This window comes from Acinetobacter sp. ANC 4648 (genome assembly GCF_002135345.1).
Taxonomy (GTDB): Bacteria; Pseudomonadota; Gammaproteobacteria; order Pseudomonadales; family Moraxellaceae; genus Acinetobacter.
The window spans coordinates 306,081-325,281 of the sequence record NZ_NEGI01000003.1; the positions used below are offsets into that span (position 1 = coordinate 306,081).

At 38.3% G+C, this 19,201-nt stretch carries 16 protein-coding genes; 4 read left to right on the plus strand and 12 right to left on the minus strand.

Going from position 1 to position 19,201, the window contains the following annotated elements; all coding sequences use genetic code 11:
• Positions 1-47: 47 nt before the first annotated feature.
• The 4 genes from B9T27_RS07570 to B9T27_RS07585 form a co-directional block, all read right to left on the minus strand.
• Complete coding sequence (locus B9T27_RS07570) at positions 48-1,481, minus strand: OmpA family protein (protein WP_086206227.1); 1,434 nt, start codon at positions 1,479-1,481, stop codon at positions 48-50.
• Between the two features lie 163 nt (positions 1,482-1,644).
• Complete coding sequence (locus B9T27_RS07575; RefSeq protein ID WP_086206228.1) at positions 1,645-2,880, minus strand: dihydroorotase; 1,236 nt, start codon at positions 2,878-2,880, stop codon at positions 1,645-1,647.
• Positions 2,881-2,891: 11 nt separating this feature from the next.
• Positions 2,892-3,908, minus strand: a complete 1,017-nt coding sequence (locus B9T27_RS07580; protein ID WP_086206229.1) for an aspartate carbamoyltransferase catalytic subunit — start codon at positions 3,906-3,908, stop codon at positions 2,892-2,894.
• Positions 3,909-4,145: 237 nt separating this feature from the next.
• Entirely contained in the window at positions 4,146-4,508 is a 363-nt protein-coding gene (locus tag B9T27_RS07585) for a hypothetical protein (protein WP_086206230.1), read from the minus strand.
• 412 nt (positions 4,509-4,920) lie between these two features.
• Between B9T27_RS07585 and rlmKL the strand changes: the two genes are divergently transcribed.
• Positions 4,921-7,125, plus strand: coding sequence for a bifunctional 23S rRNA (guanine(2069)-N(7))-methyltransferase RlmK/23S rRNA (guanine(2445)-N(2))-methyltransferase RlmL (gene rlmKL, locus B9T27_RS07590; protein WP_086206231.1), 2,205 nt, complete (start codon positions 4,921-4,923; stop codon positions 7,123-7,125).
• Between the two features lie 10 nt (positions 7,126-7,135).
• On the opposite strand, the gene B9T27_RS07595 is transcribed toward rlmKL, so the two are convergent.
• Both B9T27_RS07595 and clpB read right to left on the minus strand, forming a co-directional pair.
• Positions 7,136-7,588 carry a hypothetical protein gene (locus B9T27_RS07595; protein ID WP_143222568.1) on the minus strand — a complete coding sequence of 151 codons (453 nt, stop codon included), beginning with the start codon at positions 7,586-7,588 and terminating at the stop codon, positions 7,136-7,138.
• 430 nt (positions 7,589-8,018) lie between these two features.
• A complete protein-coding gene (gene clpB / locus B9T27_RS07600; RefSeq protein ID WP_086206233.1) occupies positions 8,019-10,598 on the minus strand; it encodes an ATP-dependent chaperone ClpB in 2,580 nt (859 codons plus the stop codon).
• A 362-nt stretch (positions 10,599-10,960) separates the two neighbouring features.
• On the opposite strand from clpB, the gene B9T27_RS07605 reads away from it, so the two are divergent.
• Positions 10,961-11,761, plus strand: a complete 801-nt coding sequence (locus B9T27_RS07605) for a M23 family metallopeptidase (RefSeq protein WP_086206265.1) — start codon at positions 10,961-10,963, stop codon at positions 11,759-11,761.
• A 195-nt stretch (positions 11,762-11,956) separates the two neighbouring features.
• Here the strand turns inward: B9T27_RS07605 and B9T27_RS07610 are convergent, their stop codons facing one another.
• Entirely contained in the window at positions 11,957-12,379 is a 423-nt protein-coding gene (locus tag B9T27_RS07610) for an OsmC family protein (protein ID WP_086206234.1), read from the minus strand.
• 151 nt (positions 12,380-12,530) lie between these two features.
• Here B9T27_RS07610 and crp point away from each other — a divergent pair, with 151 nt between their 5' ends.
• Positions 12,531-13,244 (plus strand): cAMP-activated global transcriptional regulator CRP, encoded by a 714-nt coding sequence (gene crp / locus B9T27_RS07615; protein WP_086206235.1) that lies wholly within the window; start codon positions 12,531-12,533, stop codon positions 13,242-13,244.
• A gap of 164 nt (positions 13,245-13,408) precedes the next feature.
• Positions 13,409-14,458 (plus strand): NADP(H)-dependent aldo-keto reductase, encoded by a 1,050-nt coding sequence (locus B9T27_RS07620; protein ID WP_086206236.1) that lies wholly within the window; start codon positions 13,409-13,411, stop codon positions 14,456-14,458.
• Positions 14,459-14,574: 116 nt separating this feature from the next.
• Here B9T27_RS07620 and B9T27_RS07625 read toward each other — a convergent pair whose 3' ends face one another.
• From B9T27_RS07625 to B9T27_RS07645, 5 genes are all read right to left on the minus strand, one after another.
• Positions 14,575-15,354, minus strand: a complete 780-nt coding sequence (locus B9T27_RS07625) for a M48 family metallopeptidase (protein ID WP_086206237.1) — start codon at positions 15,352-15,354, stop codon at positions 14,575-14,577.
• A 115-nt stretch (positions 15,355-15,469) separates the two neighbouring features.
• Entirely contained in the window at positions 15,470-15,775 is a 306-nt protein-coding gene (locus tag B9T27_RS07630) for a hypothetical protein (protein ID WP_086206238.1), read from the minus strand.
• Positions 15,776-16,046: 271 nt separating this feature from the next.
• On the minus strand, positions 16,047-17,366 hold the full coding sequence (locus B9T27_RS07635) for an adenylosuccinate synthase (protein WP_086206239.1): 1,320 nt from the start codon (positions 17,364-17,366) through the stop codon (positions 16,047-16,049).
• Between the two features lie 64 nt (positions 17,367-17,430).
• Entirely contained in the window at positions 17,431-18,594 is a 1,164-nt protein-coding gene (locus B9T27_RS07640) for an ATP phosphoribosyltransferase regulatory subunit (RefSeq protein ID WP_086206240.1), read from the minus strand.
• Positions 18,595-18,862: 268 nt separating this feature from the next.
• Positions 18,863-19,165, minus strand: a complete 303-nt coding sequence (locus B9T27_RS07645; protein WP_086206241.1) for a hypothetical protein — start codon at positions 19,163-19,165, stop codon at positions 18,863-18,865.
• Positions 19,166-19,201 lie beyond the last annotated feature (36 nt).

Here is a 19,201-nt window from a genome sequence, read left to right on the forward strand (position 1 = left end):
TTTTTAAGTTTCATTTAGTTTTTTTGTTGAATAGTCGGCTCTATAACTTAATTTGTTGTACTGGTTTCAGTATTGATCAATTCAAACTCAATACGGCGATTTTTAAATTGTCCTTCTTTGGTTGAGTTATCTGCAATAGGATTTTCTTGCCCTAATCCGATGACGGTAAGCTGCTCTGCACTAACGCCTTGCTGAGTTAAATAATTCGCTACAGACTGTGCACGTTTTTGCGACAATGCTTTATTTGCGTCAGGTTTTCCAACATTATCAGTAAATCCTTTCACAACGACTTTGGCTTGAGGAAGTTGTTTCAGTAAGCTGGCTGCTTTATCTAAAATAACTTTATTTTCAGCCGGAATTTCAGATGACCCTGTAGCGAAATTAATGGCTTGAAGATTCAATGCTGTAACGACATCATTCGCATTTGCTTGATCTGGATTGATACTAGCCAAAGCCTGACCTGCTTGAGCATTACTCTTCGATACAGCGTTAGGAGCATCTGCAGACTGACTTGCAACAACCTGCATATTCGGTACTAATCCTTTTAATTCATCTGCCAGTTTTTGTGCTTGAGCAACATCAGGTGCTTGAATCGTTAACTGATTACCCACCCAAACCAAAGAAATATTTGGAAGACCTTTAATTTTAGCAAAAACCTTTGCCATCGCATTTTGATCAGTTAGCTCTCCTGCAAATTGTTGATCAGCACTGGCATGACAAATATCTGCTTGACCAAATATGGAAGAAAGCTGTGATTTAATTTGATCAAGCATTGCTTGATTCCCAACTAAAGCTTGGCAGTTTGCCACTTTACCATCTGCTCCAGTTGCAATATGCAATTCAGCTGGTTGTAAGGCCATTGTAGCTGAAGATGAAGTACTTTCAGTCACAGTGCCTACTGTAGAAACAGCAGGTTTATGACTGCATTGTTTAAAAAGGAAGACGGCTATAGCCGCCAATATTAATAACGCAATAATTGGTAATAAAAAGCCAGACTTCTTATGAGGGGTAACTGATGTTGCTTGCTGGATCTGTGAAGTTGCTGTACCTACAGATGACAAACCTACAGTCCCAACAATTGATTTCGCCCAAGGCGGCAGTAGGCCTGTAAATGAATCTGCATTCTGTTCCAACAAATGTAGAATATCTTGTTTCTTATCGCTGCCAGCTAAATCTTGCAATACCCCGAGTGTAGGAGCAATGGATTGATTTAAGGTTGTTTCCAACTCATGTTGTGGTAAACCTAAATTAATCGCCTGTAATAAATGATCTTTAGCAGCAAAATTACTATGAAAAATATCAACTAAACGCGGATTCAGACTGTTTTGTAAAGTTGAGATTAAATCTGGTCGAGCTTTAAGCAGTGATAGAATAAATGGATAAAATGTAGCTAACACATTGCCTTTTTCAGTAAGATGAGTTGTGGCGTCCTTTAAAACAACCGGAGTGACTCTTTCTTTTAAAATATTAATTAAATCCATAAAATGCTCCATTTTTTTAAATTGATTTTTACATTTCACTTCATCATTCTAAAGACTTCTTCAATTTACAAATATTGTATTTATGTTTAATTTTTAATCAAAAAATTTAGTATTTACATAAAAAAAGCCAGACGAAGCTGACTTTAAAACAACAAACACCCGTTTAAGCTAAAAAGGTTTTGACCACTTTACCTTTCACTTTTTGATCAATTAACGGCGTATTTTTACCCTGAGAAATAATACTTTCTTTCGATACAGTCCATTCAAATTCAGGGTCAAGTAGAACCCAACCAGCTTCTTGCTCCCAACGCTGAGCCATATTTGCAACTTGAGCTGGAGCAAGGGTTACTTTTTCAACCCACTGCAAAGGCTCAAATAAACCTTCATTAATCAATTGAATACCAAATGATACATAGGTATCAAAAGCTGTGATACCCGATTGAGTTTCAGCAAAAGGTGCCAATTTAGCGGAACTACTCAAGGGTTCATGATGGGTACAAATGGCATCAATCACCCCCTCTTTCAAACCTTGACGCAATAATGCTTTATCTTGCTCTGAACGTAACGGCGGACGCACGTGTGCTAAGGAGTTAAAACCATCAATTAAACTGTCGGTTAAATGCAATTGATGCATTGCAACATCAGCCGTCACAGGTAGACCTTTGGCTTTAGCAACTTTGATCAACTCTACAGATGCACCACAGGACAACAATCCAAAATGTGCACGTACACCCGTGACTTCAATCATGAGCAGATATTTTGCAATAGCAATGGTTTCTGCTAAAACTGGAATCATGGGTAAACCTTGGCGTGATGCAATAAAGCCTTCATGCACACAACCGTCTTTCGCAATCTGATGTTCTTCTGCATAGAACACCACGGTCATATTTAAACCAGCTGCATATTCTAGAGTACGAATGACCACATCATCATTTTCAAAAGGTGCATTAGCATTGGTTACTGCTGTACAGCCCCCTTTCTTGAGACCCGCCATATTGGCTGGTTGTTTGCCATTTAGACCTTGAGTTTGTGCTCCAATCACCTGTAAATGGATACCACCATCCAACATGGCCTTTTCAACTAAACCATGAATCAAAGCACCATTGTCTTGTACAATAGGCTGTGAATCTGGTGGCGTAAAGACATGAAAAATACCATTTTCACGAGCAGCTTTTCCTTCAGACTTAAGCGTCCCATGCTGCTGCTGCCCTGGCTCACGTAAGCGCGCACATAGGTCCACCATAGTTGGCATCAACCATTTACCTTGTCCATCAATTGTTTCTACAGCTAAATCAGTTGCTGCAACAAACTTGCCTTTTTCAATATAAACCGTTTGTACGTGATCAAGCTTTTTAATAGGGTCTAAGACACGTACATTTTCAATTTTAACAATACTCATGCCACTATCCCTTATCCTGCAATCACGTCTAACAAACCTTTTTCTTGTAATTGACCTTGCATTGCAAGCGCCAAGACCGCCATACGCACAGCAATACCATTGGTCACTTGTTGCAAAATAACCGCCTGTGGGCCATCTGCAATACTAGAATCAATTTCCACACCACGATTCATAGGCCCCGGATGCATCACGATACAATCTGGTTTTGCCAAAGCTAAACGCTCTTTATTTAAACCATACATTTTGTAGAATTCGGCTTGAGAAGCCAGTGCAGGAGAATCAATACGTTCATTCTGAATACGCAAGGTCATAATGACATCGCAATCTTGAATCCCTGCATCCATTTTATTAAAGAGACGAACGCCTTCGCCATATTCATCAAAACCATAGGGTAATAAGGTATTCGGTGCAATGACACGAATATCTTTGCAGCCCAAAGTTTGTAACGCTGCAATATCTGAGCGTGCCACACGAGAATGTTTAATATCCCCGATAATAGCCACACTCATATCTTCAAATTTCTTATGTGTTTCACGTCGGATAGTCAACATGTCCAACATCGCTTGAGTTGGATGTGCATGCCGTCCATCGCCCGCATTAATAATGGCAATATTGGGACAGACAGTCTCTGCAATAAAGTGTGCTGCACCTGAAGATGAATGGCGCACTACAAAAATATCCGCCGCCATGGCTTCAAGATTCCACAGCGTATCACGTAGTGTTTCACCTTTTGAGGTACTAGAACGTGCAATATCAATATTCAGAACATTCGCCGACAGTCGTTTTGCTGCTGCTTCAAAAGTCGTGCGCGTCCGTGTTGAATTTTCAAAAAAAAGATTCATCACTGTACGACCTTCAAGAAGTGGGGTCGTAATCAGCTGGTTTTGATCATTAAAAAAGGAATTGGCTGTATCTAGAATTTTTGTCAGGGTTGCTTTGGAAAGACCTTCGATGGTGAGGAAATGTTTTAAATGACCATCTTGATTAAGTTGAATCTGACTCGGAGTATGCAATGCCGCCAAGTGCATGAGAGATTCCTGAGAGGTTAAGTTGACATATTATACAGACATTTAAGTGACTTTAGCAGTTGAAGTTTTACTCAACTAAAAGAATATTTAACTACACCAACCATAAAATCTATACATATTTTTATATTTTCAAATAGTTAGCTTTACCACTAACTCATCAGTTGAATCTATATACCATAACAACCAACTAATATCTAACTCAAGCTCCAAATAAAACTTCTATTTAGAGCCTGTATATTATCGTAATGCACCAATATAGTGATGTGAAATCTGGGCTTGATAAACCTCATCCGTTATTTCGGTCTGCTCTATTATAGGTTCTATACTAGTATCTTGCTGTACTAAAGCATCAGATGTTTTAGATTGAGGTTCAACTTCTGGTTCTATTAAAGCCTGCATTCTAAATGCTAACCGCTTCAACTCATCATCTTCTGTCGCGATAGCAAAAGCAATTACATAGCATGCGTAATCCTTATCTTGCACTACATACATTACATCAATGATTCGACCAAACATACGTCGAAGTCGTGCATACATTAAGGTTGCAATTGAAAAGGCTTCACCTTGCGCTTCAAAATTTTGGTTAATTTTAGTCTGCATGTCTATCCCCTTATGTAACTCAGTTAAAATTCGATCAATCTAAAATTAATCGACTGTTTTTAATTATTTTATTTAGCAAAATTCATACCACCTTCAATTTACCTCCCTCTATTCAGATTAAACTTAATTAGCCCCTAACATTCAATAATCTTGCCCTAAGCTAAATACAAGTCTCGGTTTAAAAATGGCATGGTTCATATTATCCATCCAAATTGTTATATAAACTGAAGTCAATCAAATCAAGAGCGGTAATAAATAAAATATGGTCTGAATTTTCAAGGTAATAAAAGAAGGTTAAACTGAATTCATAAATAGAAAAGCGAAAAAATACATTGATGTCTTTTAATCGATGAGTTTTCGTCAACAAAATACGTTAAAATAGCCGATTGCTTTATTGTCTTTGGAAATGTTCATGAATTCGAAACCACGTCTTTCTACATATTGGGTCACCTGTGCGGATGGACTAGAAACCTTACTTCAAGAAGAAATTGAAGGTTTAGGGGTTCAAAACATTGAACGTTTTCCAGGACGATTAATTTTTAAAGGCCCACTGGAACAGGCTTACCGCGTGTGTATGTGGTCACGTCTTGCTTCGCGTGTACTAACGCCTATTCACACCCATGAATTAGAATTCACTCATGATGCACGCGATGTTGCGGAAGAGCTGTATGAAGGTGCCAATAGTTTCGACTGGTCACTTATTTTTGCACCACAAAGCACCTTTGCCGTACGCTTACATATTGAACGCGAAATTAAGGTAAATAGCCAATTCGCCACTTTACGCGTTAAAGATGGTGTGGTTGATGCATTTATGGAAGCTGCGGGCAAACGTCCAAGTATTGATATTAAGCAACCTGAAATTACTCTGTATGTACTTGCAGGTAAAACAGAACATACCTATTGCTTAGATTTGTCTGGTGATTCTTTACATAAACGTGGCTATCGTCATTATATGACCGATGCCCCTATTAAAGAAAACCTTGCAGCGGCGATTCTATATAAAGCTAAACTCAAAGAACGTAATCCTGATATTATTTTAGATCCAATGTGTGGTTCTGGAACATTTATCATCGAAGCGTTAATGATGTTAACTGACCGTGCACCTGGTTTAGTCCGTCGTTTCGGTTTTAATGGTTGGAATGGTCATGACCATGAATTATGGATGTCAATTAAAGCTGAAGCAGCTGAACGCCATCAAAAAGCCCTAGCTGGTGACTTACCGCAATTTTATGCCTATGATGCAGATTGGGAAGCGGTTAAAGCGACTAAACACAACATTATTGCTGCTGGTTTTGAAGACCAGTTGGATTCGATTCGGATTGAAGAACGAACTTTAGCAGATTGGCCTGATTTCCAAACTGAAGGTAAAACTTCTTTCATCGTGACCAACCCGCCTTATGGTGAACGTCTAGGTGAGAAAGCATCAAATCGTTCTTTATATTTAGGCTTATCTGGTCTATTACAAAAACATTTCCCAAATCAATATGCAGCGGTAATTGCTGCAGCTGTTGAACAAGCTGATGTTTTAGCATTTAACAATCCACAACTATTACGTTTAATGAATGGTAAATTACCGATTTATATCCGTTTTGGTGACATTAAACCTGCAACTGTAGTACGTCCTTTCCTGGAAACTTGGCAGCCTCAGCAATTTGAACCGATTGAAGGTGCAGAAGACTTTACCAATCGTTTGCAAAAAAATATGCAAGCCTTGAAAAAATGGGCAGTCAAAGAAGGGATTTATTGTTTACGTTTATATGACGCAGATTTACCAGACTTTAATGTGGCAGTGGATTTATACGGTGATCGCTTACACGTCCAAGAATATGCTCCACCAAAAATCATTGATCCTGAAAAAGCCAAGAAACGCTTTAACTTAGCACTTGCTTCAATTCGTGCAGTGACAGGTTTAGGGCGTGATGCTATCTTTATCAAAACTCGCGCACGCCAAGAAGGTAAGACTCAATATACCAAACAAAGCACTGCTTCTAAGCGTTTTATAGTGCAAGAAGGCAAAGCAAAATTTTTAGTCAATTTAACGGACTATTTAGATACTGGCCTATTCCTTGACCACCGTCAAATGCGTTTACGTATTGCCGCTGAAGCTAAAGGTAAGCATTTCTTAAACCTCTATAGTTATACATCTACTGCAAGTGTACATGCTGCTTTAGGTGGCGCTGCGAGTACGACTAGTGTCGATCTTTCAAATACCTATTTAAATTGGTCTAAAGAAAACTTTGTACTCAATGGTTTAACAGTCGACCATCCAGATCAACAGCACCAATTCTTTGCAGGTGATTGTTTTGAATGGCTAAAAGAAGGTCATGAACAATATGATCTTATCTTCATCGATCCACCTACCTTCTCCAACTCAAAAAAATTCCACGGAACCTTTGACATACAACGTGACCATAATTCACTGTTGAAACGTGCGATGAATCGTTTGACAACGGCAGGAACCTTGTATTTTTCAAATAACTATCGTGGCTTTGAAATGGATGAAGAAGTTCAAGCTATGTTTAATGTTGAAGAAATCACCAGCGAAACTATTGGTCCAGACTTCAAACGTAATACCAAAATCCATAAAGCATGGAAAATTACCCATCATCCAGTGTAATTTTTAATATTTAGGGAGAGTCACGGCTAACATAGATTGTAATTTTATCTTCAGTCGTGACTCTCACTGTATTATCCTTTGCACTCACACCATATCCAATGAATCGATATTTTGTCGGAATAGCGACTTGTTTCTCATCCAACCCTGCAAGATTCTCTTCCTTCTTTTGTAACTGATAATCTGTCAATACACTATTCACCATCATATTTTTTTGTTGATCACCTATACGCTGTTGTACAATTTTGTCATAAATTATTTTTTGATTTTCAGCAGATAATTCTACATTTTCTTTTAGAGCACTAATCACCATCGGCGTTAATACCTCTAAATGGATACTTTCCTGAGCAAGTGATGCATCATCCAAATAAATTGCTGCAAAACTTGGTGAAACTCCCCAAACACATCCTAATAGCATTAAAGCAGTATAAACAACGTACTTACATTCCTTGTTTCTAATTCTCATAACCTTTGATCCCTTTTTATTATTCCTATTCAACGCTAACAATTTTCACCGCTGGCTGCAATGTCGAGAACAATCTTCCCGATAATAGGTAAGTTATTTAAATCTGTATATTTTTTTATTATCTATAAGCAAATCTAATTAAAATTAAGCTTCATCAGCCACACCATTTAAAGTTGTTACTTTATCTAGACCTAAAACTAAGTAAATGGCCTTAAAAAATAGATTAATCATTTTTATATTCAACGGTTAATCCAAGGTTATCAACACCCCAGCAAACTTAACTATTCTGGGAGGATGAATTTAGTATTTGTTCGAACTCTTGATTGAATAATGTATAAAAAAACTTTATTCAGATAAATACCAGACTATATGCATAAAATAGATATAAAAAACCCAGCCTAAGCTGGGTTTTTTATTGAATTACATGAAATTAACTAAGTTTCAATTTATCAAAACGAAGATGTCCATTTTCAGCACTAATAAGAATCGTATCACCAAGAATAAAATCACCTGCTAAAATTTTCTGAGCAAGCGGATTCTCAACTTGTTGCTGAATAGCACGTTTTAATGGACGCGCACCATACAGCGGGTCAAAGCCAGCTTCAATCAACAAATCAAAAGCAGCATCATCCACTTTCAAGCCAATGTCGCGGTCATTCAAGCGAGAACGTAATCGATCTAATTGAATATCCGCAATGCCACGAATTTGTGATTTCTTCAATGAATGGAAAACCACCAGCTCATCAATACGATTAATAAATTCCGGACGGAAATGCTGTGAAACCGCATTCATAACCACCGTACGGACTTCATCATCACTTGCACCATCACCAAGCTCACGAACATCTTGTGAACCAAGGTTCGATGTCATAACGATTACCGTATTTTTAAAGTCAATCACGCGACCTTGCGAATCCGTCAAACGACCATCGTCTAGCACTTGAAGTAAGATGTTAAATACATCTGGATGCGCCTTCTCGACTTCATCAAATAACACCACACTATAAGGTTTACGACGTACAGCTTCCGTCAGTACACCACCTTCTTCATAACCAACATAACCTGGAGGTGCTCCCACTAAACGACTGACAGAGTGCTTCTCCATGAACTCGCTCATATCAATACGAATCATGGCATCATCACTGTCAAACAAGAAGCTTGCCAATGCTTTAGTCAACTCTGTTTTACCGACACCTGTTGGTCCAAGGAATAAGAATGAACCACTTGGACGGTTTGGATCAGACAAGCCTGCACGTGAACGGCGTACTGCATTAGATACTGCTACGACCGCTTCATCCTGCCCAACCACACGGTTATGTAAGAAGCTTTCCATATTTAAAAGCTTTTCACGTTCACCTTGAAGCATTTTCGATACAGGAATCCCAGTTGCTGCACTGACCACTTCCGCAATTTCATTTTCAGTCACTTTAGTTCGAATTAGTTTCGGTTCTTCATTAACCTCCGCAACCTCTTCTTCAGCCAAACGTTTTTGCAATTCTGGAATAACACCATATTGCAAACGACTCGCTTCTGCTAAGTCACCTTCACGTTGTGCTTTTTCAAAAGCTGTACGTGCTTTATCTAACTCAACTTGCGCTTGATTCGTACCCTCAACCAAGGTTTTTTCAGCACGCCATACTTCTTCTAAATTATTATATTCTCGTTGAACTTCTTCGATTTGTTTTTCCAAGCTTTCAACTTCAACTTTACTGACTGAATCAGCATCCTTCTTCACAGCTTCCAATTGCATTTTCAACTGAATTAAGCGTCGATCTAAACGGTCTAATGGCTCTGGTTTAGAGTCAATTTCCATTTTAATTCGTGAAGCAGCCTCATCAATCAAATCAATCGCTTTATCTGGCAATTGACGATCTGTAATATAACGATGCGACATTTTAGCTGCTGCAATAATCGCTGAATCAAGAATTTGCACGCCATGATGGGTTGCATATTTTTCTTTCAGACCACGTAAAATTGCAATCGTATCTTCTACACTTGGTTCATCTACTAAAACTTTTTGGAACCGACGCTCTAAAGCCGCATCTTTTTCAATATATTGACGATATTCATCTAAAGTAGTTGCACCTACACAGCGCAACTCGCCACGCGCTAGCGCAGGCTTTAACATATTACCCGCATCCATTGCACCATCGCCTTTACCTGCACCAACAAGCGTATGTAATTCGTCGATGAACAGAATAATTTCGCCATCATATTTTGCAAGGTCTTTTAGTAGTGCTTTTAAACGCTCTTCAAATTCACCACGATATTTTGCACCCGCAAGCAATGAACCTAAATCTAAAGATAAAACACGCTTACCTTTAAGACTTTCAGGTACTTCACCATTAATAATACGCTGTGCTAAGCCTTCTACAATTGCAGTCTTACCGACACCTGGCTCCCCAATAAGCACAGGATTATTTTTAGTACGACGTGACAATACTTGTATCGTACGACGAATTTCCTCATCACGGCCAATCACTGGGTCTAACTTGCCAGACATAGCGCGTTCAGTTAAATCAACTGTGTATTTATTTAGAGAGTCCCGTTGGTCTTCATGGTTATTTGCCATAACTTTGTCGCCACCTCGAATATGTTCAATTGCTTTGCGTAGTTTGTCCGTTGTCACACCCACGCTTGTAAGTAATGTTTTTGTTGTACCTGTTTCTGCTAAAGCTAAAATCACCCAATCTGTAGATAAAAACTCATCCCCAGCCTTTTGAGCATAACTATCTGCTAAATTCAACGCACGTACAGCTTCAGGATTTAAATTAATATCTCCAGTTGGATGCGCAATAGTTGCAGCATCATTTAACGCTTGTTGCAACTTGGTCTGAAGGTCACGTAAGTTTGCACCTGCCTGTTGTAACAGGCTGATATTAGATGACTCCTCCAACAGTGCAGAAAGAATATGAATACCTTCAATGGAGGTATTGTCTTTACCCATTGCTAAAGATTGGGCATCTGATAACGCTTGCTGTAAGCGATTTGTAAATTTTTCAAAACGCATTCTTATTTTTCCTCACAACAAATTTTCTAGTTAATGGATATATGGGAATGGTTTCATTTTTTTCAACATAAAAAACTAAAAATATTTTATTTATCAATCACTAAGAAATAACCATATACGCTTAAACAACAATTATAATATGCGTGCATATTCTGTTTTTTTCAAGTTACTTTTTATATCTGCAATAGGATCTTTTTATTAAAATCGCTGTTTTTTTAATCAAAATGGATCATTAAATTATAAAATGAGCTATTTAAAGGAATTTTTTGAAATAGAAATAATTGATGAATCAAGCCCAGCTTGCTCAAGCTTTTTTAAATCAGCATACTTTAATTGAATATTTTAGTTCACAGCGATCAACCATGAATTTCTCAAAATCCGTATTGATATTATTATCACTCTCTACAACAACACCCTACGCACAGCTTCCCCAAGATTCGCGTCGAGCTGGCGGAATTGCGGTCATTCCTTTAAATCCAAATATTACTCAGATAACTTTTGAAACAAACCCCGTTTTAGTGACACAAGAAGCTGACACAAAATACGCAATATTTGGAATCCCTCTTTCGACGCTAATCGGTCATCTACAACTACATACCAATGCCGAAGCCATTCCAATTGAAATTAAAGCTTATCCATATGCTGAGCAACACTTAACTGTCAAAAATAATGACTATGTTAATCCGAAGAAAGATCAATTAGATCGCTATACCAAAGAAGCAAAAGAACAAAATGAGATTTATTCATCTTTTAGTCAAAGTACTTGGCAAAGATTCCCCACTTTTATTCGCCCAACAGCTGGAAAAATGAGTAATTCATTTGGTCGTAAACGCTTCTTTAATGGTGAGGAACGTGCACCACATTCAGGTTTAGACATTTCAGCACCTGTCGGACAAAAAGTCATTGCTCCTGCTGATGGTATAGTCGTTGCTACTGAGCATTATTTTTTTAATGGAAATACTGTACTCATTGATCACGGTCAGGGCTTAATCAGTATGTTCTGTCATTTAAGCCGAATTAATGTCCAAAAAGGCCAAACAATCCAACAAGGCGAACTATTGGGATTAGTCGGTCAAACAGGTCGAGTGACTGGTCCACATTTACACTGGGGAATGAGTTTAAATAATACTCGAGTCGACCCTCAATTATTTTTATCTCGATAATAAAGTCGCTCTACATTCATAATTCGGCGTGGTGTACTAACTAAATATTAAATGCCAAGTATGAATTTGATAAATTCACACATTTTGTAATAAAATTTTGTGACTAAATAATGTCTATCCAGTCATTTCTTATTTTTAGAAAAAAGCATCAAAAAAGCCAATTATTACAATTGGCTTTTGAATTGAAATTCTCAGCTATTCTGCTTGTTTAATTTCAAAATCATGGCTAATTTCAACACCACCGTCAGTCAGCATCTTACTGGCTGAACAATACTTTTCCGCAGAGAGTTCAACAGCTTTAGCCACTTGCTTCTCTTTGATGTCATTTCCAGTCACAACAAAATGCAAATGAATTTTCGTAAAAACGGCTGGAATAGTTTCCGCACGCTCTGCTTTTAACTCGCATACAACACCCGTCACATCTTGACGAGATTTCTTCAATATCGTCACAATATCAAACGAAGCACAACCACCAAGTCCCATTAAAATCAACTCCATAGGACGTGGACCACGGTTTTCACCACCATACGCTGATGAGCCATCCATCACGATTTGATGTCCACTTTCTGATTTTGCTTCAAAAGCAACATTCTCTAACCAATGAACGCTAGTTTGCATTGCAACTACCTTAAAAAAACTATAGATTTACAGGGTACCTGTACACTAGCATAAAATGAGTTGATAAGGAATTTCAACTCTACTGCTTCTACGTGACGCGTTCAATTTAGATCAGCAGATCTAGTTACTATCCAATTCGGAATTTTTTAGCATGTCTTCTAATTTTGCACAACAACTTAGTACAGATGCTTTGTCTCCAGGCCAGCTACCTGAATCAGTCAAAGCTTTACTCAAAAGAGCCCACATCAATCGATTCCCGAAGCGTACAGCAATCATCGATGCAGGTTCTGAGTCAAAGTCTCTGTACCTTATTTTAAAAGGTTCAGTTTCAATTATTTTACGTGAAGATGATGACCGTGAAATAGTTGTTGCATATTTGAATCCTGGGGATTTTTTTGGGGAAATGGGGTTATTTGAGTCAAATCCACAACGTACTGCGGAAGTTAGAACTCGTGATGTTTGCGAAATTGCTGAAATAACTTATGACAATTTCCATGAAATCAGCAAGCAGTATCCTGACTTAAGTTATGCAGTATTTGCTCAATTGGTTCGTCGTTTAAAGAACACAACACGTAAAGTTACAGACCTTGCATTTATTGATGTTTCTGGTCGTATTGCACGTTGTCTGATTGATTTATCTGGACAACCAGAAGCCATGATTTTACCAAATGGCCGTCAAATTCGTATTACTCGCCAAGAAATTGGTCGAATTGTCGGTTGTTCACGTGAAATGGTGGGCCGTGTTCTTAAAACTCTTGAAGAGCAAGGCATGATCGAAACTGATGGTAAAGCAATTTTAATCTTCGATGTTTCACTAGACGAATCTGCTTGCCCTGAAGATGAATTAAACACTGCTGATGAATAATTCCTCAGCTAAATAATAATTAAAAGCAAATCTCAGGATTTGCTTTTTTTATGCCATTTAAGTGAGCTTAATTTAACATAGCTAATTTTAATCATTAATTTTTAAAAATTTTATTGATCAAAGCTCAAAACAATCAAATTGTTGCTATATAAGGATATCTTTAAATGAAGTTAAAAGCACTTGGCCAATCCGGATTATTGGTTCCTGAAATTTGCTTAGGAACCATGACTTTTGGTGAACAAAATAGTCAATCTGAAGCTTTTGAACAGCTCAGTTATGCTTTAGATCAGGGTTTATATTTTTGGGATACTGCTGAAATGTATCCGGTTCCACCTAAACCAGAAACCCAAGGTTTGACTGAGACCATGATTGGCAATTGGATTGCAAAAAATGGACAACGTAATCAACTGTTTATTGCATCTAAAATAGCAGGGCCACAACAAGGTGGCAGCCAAATTCGGGATGGCCATACCAAGTTTATTGCAAGTGAAATCTCGTCGGCCATTGATCATTCATTACAGCGCTTACAAACAGACTATATTGATTTATATCAATTACATTGGCCACAGCGCGCGACTAATTTTTTTGGTGTATTAGGCTACAATAATCTGCAAGCTCAACAAAGCTTAGAAATTACGCCTTTAGAAGACACGTTAATGGCACTGTCGCAAGAAGTCAAAAATGGGCGAATCCGCCATATTGGGCTATCCAATGAAACCCCTTGGGGAACCATGAAATTCCTACAGTTGGCGGAAAATTTGGGACTTGAAAAAATAGTCAGCGTACAAAATCCTTACAACTTATTAAACCGAACTTATGAAATTGGGATGTCGGAAATCGCACAGCATGAAGGCATTGGACTCTTAGCCTACTCCCCACTTGCTTTTGGTTATTTAACCGGTAAATATCGCCATGGTGCACACCCGACTAATGGACGGATCACCCTATTTTCGCGTTTCTCACGCTATAGTAATCCTGAAAGTATTTGGGCAACTGAACAATATGCATTGTTGGCAGAAAAACATGGTCTAAGCTTAACTCAACTTGCTTTAGCATTTATTAAACAACAGTTTTTTGTCACTAGCACCATTATTGGTGCAACCTCTATGCAACAACTCCAAGAGAACATTGCAGCGTTTGACACTGATTTATCTGAAGAAATATTACAAGGTATTGAAGATATTCATCGTCAGCAACCCAATCCTGCACCCTAGATATTTATCCTCGAACCATTCAGCCAAAGCGCTGACAAATTATTTAGCATTTTAGAATCAAAACTCGTCATAAAAAAGGATGCAGCAGCATCCTTTTTTATGACATGACATAACGCTTAACGTCGCTGATTATAGATCGCTTGAGCTGCTGGTAAATTTTTCCGCATCGCCTCAATACGCTGGCTATTAGATGGGTGTGTCGATAAGAAAGATGAACCGCTCGCACCATCCAGCCTATTCATTTTCTCCCACAGCGTTATAGCCGCTTGTGGGTTATAACCAGCACGAGCCATCAACATTAAGCCTCCTTGATCCGCACGGCTTTCTAAGCTACGTGAATAAGGTAAACCCACCCCAATCTGACTCCCTAATTGTGCAGCTGCGGTTCCAAGCTGCCCAACATTACTTCCGGCATAACCTAAACCGACGTTTAAAGCCAAATCTGTAAGTGCTTGGGCTCCAATTTTATTCTTTGAATGCTCTTCTAAAGCATGAATCATTTCATGCCCCATCACTGCTGCAATTTCAGCATCAGTCAGATTCAGCTTATTCACAATGCCAGTATAGAACACAACCTTACCACCTGGTGCAACATAAGCGTTGACTTGATCCGATTTAAGCACGGCCAGTTGCCAATTAAATTTTTGACCAGTTTGATTCACTTGATCTGCATAAGGTTTTAAACGATTAAATACAGCGTTAATTCGCTGATAAGTCGATGAGCTGGTATCTAAAGTCTTATTACTCTGCGCTTCTTGCACTGTTTTATTAAAACCTTGTGTTGCTGCAACATTCAGTGTGGCTGAATCAGCGCCTGCCATATCTGCAATTGTGGTACAACCCGACATTGAAACTGCGGTAACAGCACACATACTGAATAATAAATTTTTATTCATTATTTATATCTTCCAAACATACGCAACTATAATTAATATAATTATATCCAATTGATTTCTACCCATAAATTAGTTATTGCTTCATATTCATAGCAATTATGTAATCATTTCACAATTAAAAGAACTGAATATATAACCAATAAACAAGACACAGTACATTTAATCCCAAATAAATCTGACATAAAGGTTTGATATTTTCTTCTAGCTGCGTACTTTTTCTTTTATAAAACAAAAAAGCATTTTGGATTAAAATCACAGGAACCAAAATACAAGCAATGATCACACTCAGACCAAGGAGCGCAGTGTTTATCACATGAGGATCGCTGGTTTGTGCTGTTATAATCAGCATGGCAATAGTTGGTGCTCCACCTATTGCAAAAAGTAAGGAATAAAACATTGTTCCTGAGATATTCTTATGCATTTACTTTACTCATATCCTTATTTTCTCTTTATATTTTAACAAGCAAGAGTTTGCTGCAAAGCAATTCAACATGCAACTTTAGTCTTGAACGATATTACTCATCTAAAAAATATTTCACATATCAAAAATTATTTTAAATAAATTTAATGACTTAAAATAAAAACACCACCCCAATAGAGCTTTTAATACTAATTAAGCCCAACCTCAAAGTATGATTATTTTTAATTGAGCATAAAAAAGCTCCCGAAGGAGCTCTTTTAAATATTAACTATTAAGCATCAAATGGATGACGCAATACAATGGTTTCTTCACGGTCAGGACCGGTTGAAACGATATCAATTGGACATCCAATCAAATGCTCAATACGTTTTACATAAGCAACTGCATTTGCTGGCAATTGCTCCATGCTTTTCGCACCAAATGTAGACTCAGACCAACCAGGCATTGTTTCGTAAATTGGTTTTAATGCTCCAAATGCAAGCGCATCAGAAGAACCAACACAACCAGTATCAACAGCTTCGTAACCAACACAGATTTTCACTTCTTCCAAACCATCTAAAACATCTAGTTTAGTTAAGCAAATGCCAGATAGTGAGTTTACATCCACTGAGCGACGTAGAATTTCCGCATCGAACCAACCACAACGGCGTTGACGACCTGTAGATGCACCAAACTCAGAACCTTTAGTACCGAGGTGTTTACCAATAGCATCACCAACATCGTTTGCAGCATCATAAACCAACTCTGTTGGGAAAGGACCTGCACCTACACGAGTTGTATATGCTTTGGTAATACCTAACACGTAATCAAGATGTAATGGGCCAAGGCCAGAACCTGAACTTACGCCACCCGCAGTCGTATTTGAAGATGTAACATACGGATAAGTGCCATGATCAACATCAAGAAGTGAGCCTTGAGCTCCTTCAAACATAATGTTTTCACCACTTTTACGGTAATTATGCAATTCAGTGGTCACATCTATTACTAATGGTGCAACAACTTCACGCCATTGGTCACATAGTGCTAACACATCTTCCAATTTAATAGCTTCAACACCGTAGTATTGTGTCAATTGGAAGTTATGGTAATCCAACAACTCAACCAACTGTGCCGTTAATGCTTCACCACCACGAACTAAATCAGCAACGCGGATTGCACGGCGTGCAACTTTATCTTCATATGCAGGACCGATACCACGACCCGTCGTACCAATTTTCGCATTACCACGTTTTTTCTCACGTGCTTGGTCAAGCGCAATGTGGTTTGGAAGAATTAAAGGACAGTTTGGAGAAATACGTAAACGTTCTTTAACTGGCACACCTTCTTTTTCAAGAATGTCCATCTCTTCGATTAATGCTGCTGGTGAAAGCACAACACCATTACCAATTAAGCACAGTACGTTTTCACGTAAAATACCAGATGGAATGAGGTGTAATACAGTCTTCTTACCACCAACTACGAGAGTATGGCCTGCGTTATGACCGCCTTGATAGCGAACTACCGCAGCCGCTTGATCTGTGAGCAGGTCGACGATTTTACCTTTACCTTCGTCGCCCCATTGGGTACCAAGTACCACAACACTTTTGCCCATAATAGCCTCATTGCATCATGCTGTTAAAATTGAGAATTTAAAATCAGATTTTGATTTTAAACGATTAAATATTTTTGACTTGCCACTCACCCGCAATATACACCAATTGATGTGTAGCATTAGGCACTGAGTTAAAATCATCTTGCCCAAGCAATTGAATGACACTTAAACCTTGTTTACGTATATCCGCAATCGCTTGAAGTAAATTCGAATCTGTTCCTTTGGGTGCAACTACAACGCTAACCGTTTTAAACTGACCTGCGCTCAACGCATATAAGTCACAACTAAAACCCGTTGCAGGACGTGCACGACCAAAATGCTCACCAATACCATCATAACGACCACCTTGAGCCAATGGCGCAGCACGATTTGCATATACAGCGTACATTAAGCCAGTATGATAATGATATGAACGTAGTTCTACCACATCAATACCAATGTGTAGATTTGGCCAACGTGCTTGAATTTCAGTTTGAGTGGTTTTTAAAGCATCAAATGCTAGTTTAAATGCTTCATCCGCTAAAATTTCAGCACTTAAATGTGTTTGTAATGCATTAAGGTCGCTTGAATAACGCCCCAATACATAAAAATCTGAGCCAAATTTCAAAGTTTGAGTAAATTCAGCAAGTTCTGGCAACGCTTTACGTTGGTAGATGTCTGACAAGTGTTTTTCAACAGCTCGGCTTAGGCCTGCATGTTTTACTAAACTACGGAATAAACCAACATGTCCTAAATCAAGATGAATACCATCAACCAAACCGACTGTTTTGATGAGATTCAGCATGAGATCGACCATTTCGACATCGGCATCAATACTGTCTGAACCAAATAGCTCTGCACCCAATTGTAATGGCGCACGTGTGGTATTAAACCCTTGAGGCTTCGTATGTAGAACCGTTCCTGCATAGCAGTAACGTGCTACGCCTTGTACGGGATGTACATGTGCATCAATACGAGCCACTTGTGGTGTCATATCGGCACGCACACCAAGTAAACGACCTGAAAGTTGATCGATGACTTTAAAAGTGGCTAAGTCTAAATCTTGATTCGATTCTGAGAGAGAAGATAGAGATTCAATGTATTCGATAAATGGCGTGTACACCAATTGATAACCTCGAGATGCGAGGAAATCTAGCGCGTCACGACGCAAAGTTTCAATCACTTGCGCCTGTTCTGGCAATACATCAGCTACACCATCAGGTAATAACCACGTCTCTGAAATGGGCATGTTGTAAACCTAAATTCTTGTCAGCGCGGAAGTAATCCGCATAAAAAAATCGGGAGCACACCCGATTTCTCTTATTTTAGCACGATAGTTAGCACTGTGCATTAGACTTTTTAAGAAAAATAGAAATCTTTAATCTCCATTCAAATCGTCATATCCACCGTAAATTTATTATTAAAAACACTTTTTTATGAAGTTTTTCCTTATCTAGCCAACCTCAAAATAATACCTAAAAGCATAAAAACTCTAAATCTACTTTAAAGTCAGTTCCTTATCTTAGATTTGAAGATTTATTTTGTAATATTTGAATCAATTCTACATTCTGTAACTCTATCTGCCCCAATTTTGCTGTGGTTCGATCTAAAACCTCTTGTTGCATATGCATTTTTTTTGCCAAATCTTGCATAATTTCCAAGGTTCTTTTCAGATGTTCTTCTTGCGCAATAATACGTGAGTCTTGCTCATTCATTACTTGCACAGATGCTTTATAATCTTTACTCAACAAGCCTAACTGCCACACTAAAAAAATAACCGCAATGTAAAGTAAGATTATACCCAATATTACAGACGTCATATTCGTCTCCTCTAGGTTACAATGCCCTAGCTTGTT

What these genes read in the sequence shown, in the direction of transcription:
- B9T27_RS07625 (WP_086206237.1), bottom strand. Translation starts at nt 15,354, where the DNA reads ATGAATAAAAATTTATTATTCAGTATGTGTGCTGTTACCGCAGTTTCA.
- B9T27_RS07640 (WP_086206240.1), bottom strand. Translation starts at nt 18,594, where the DNA reads ATGCCCATTTCAGAGACGTGGTTATTACCTGATGGTGTAGCTGATGTA.
- B9T27_RS07610 (WP_086206234.1), bottom strand. Translation starts at nt 12,379, where the DNA reads ATGCAAACTAGCGTTCATTGGTTAGAGAATGTTGCTTTTGAAGCAAAA.
- clpB (WP_086206233.1), bottom strand. Translation starts at nt 10,598, where the DNA reads ATGCGTTTTGAAAAATTTACAAATCGCTTACAGCAAGCGTTATCAGAT.
- B9T27_RS07585 (WP_086206230.1), bottom strand. Translation starts at nt 4,508, where the DNA reads ATGCAGACTAAAATTAACCAAAATTTTGAAGCGCAAGGTGAAGCCTTT.
- rlmKL (WP_086206231.1), top strand. Translation starts at nt 4,921, where the DNA reads ATGAATTCGAAACCACGTCTTTCTACATATTGGGTCACCTGTGCGGAT.
- B9T27_RS07645 (WP_086206241.1), bottom strand. Translation starts at nt 19,165, where the DNA reads ATGACGTCTGTAATATTGGGTATAATCTTACTTTACATTGCGGTTATT.
- crp (WP_086206235.1), top strand. Translation starts at nt 12,531, where the DNA reads ATGTCTTCTAATTTTGCACAACAACTTAGTACAGATGCTTTGTCTCCA.
- B9T27_RS07575 (WP_086206228.1), bottom strand. Translation starts at nt 2,880, where the DNA reads ATGAGTATTGTTAAAATTGAAAATGTACGTGTCTTAGACCCTATTAAA.
- B9T27_RS07595 (WP_143222568.1), bottom strand. Translation starts at nt 7,588, where the DNA reads ATGAGAATTAGAAACAAGGAATGTAAGTACGTTGTTTATACTGCTTTA.
- B9T27_RS07580 (WP_086206229.1), bottom strand. Translation starts at nt 3,908, where the DNA reads ATGCACTTGGCGGCATTGCATACTCCGAGTCAGATTCAACTTAATCAA.
- B9T27_RS07635 (WP_086206239.1), bottom strand. Translation starts at nt 17,366, where the DNA reads ATGGGCAAAAGTGTTGTGGTACTTGGTACCCAATGGGGCGACGAAGGT.
- B9T27_RS07605 (WP_086206265.1), top strand. Translation starts at nt 10,961, where the DNA reads ATGAATTTCTCAAAATCCGTATTGATATTATTATCACTCTCTACAACA.
- B9T27_RS07620 (WP_086206236.1), top strand. Translation starts at nt 13,409, where the DNA reads ATGAAGTTAAAAGCACTTGGCCAATCCGGATTATTGGTTCCTGAAATT.
- B9T27_RS07570 (WP_086206227.1), bottom strand. Translation starts at nt 1,481, where the DNA reads ATGGATTTAATTAATATTTTAAAAGAAAGAGTCACTCCGGTTGTTTTA.
- B9T27_RS07630 (WP_086206238.1), bottom strand. Translation starts at nt 15,775, where the DNA reads ATGCATAAGAATATCTCAGGAACAATGTTTTATTCCTTACTTTTTGCA.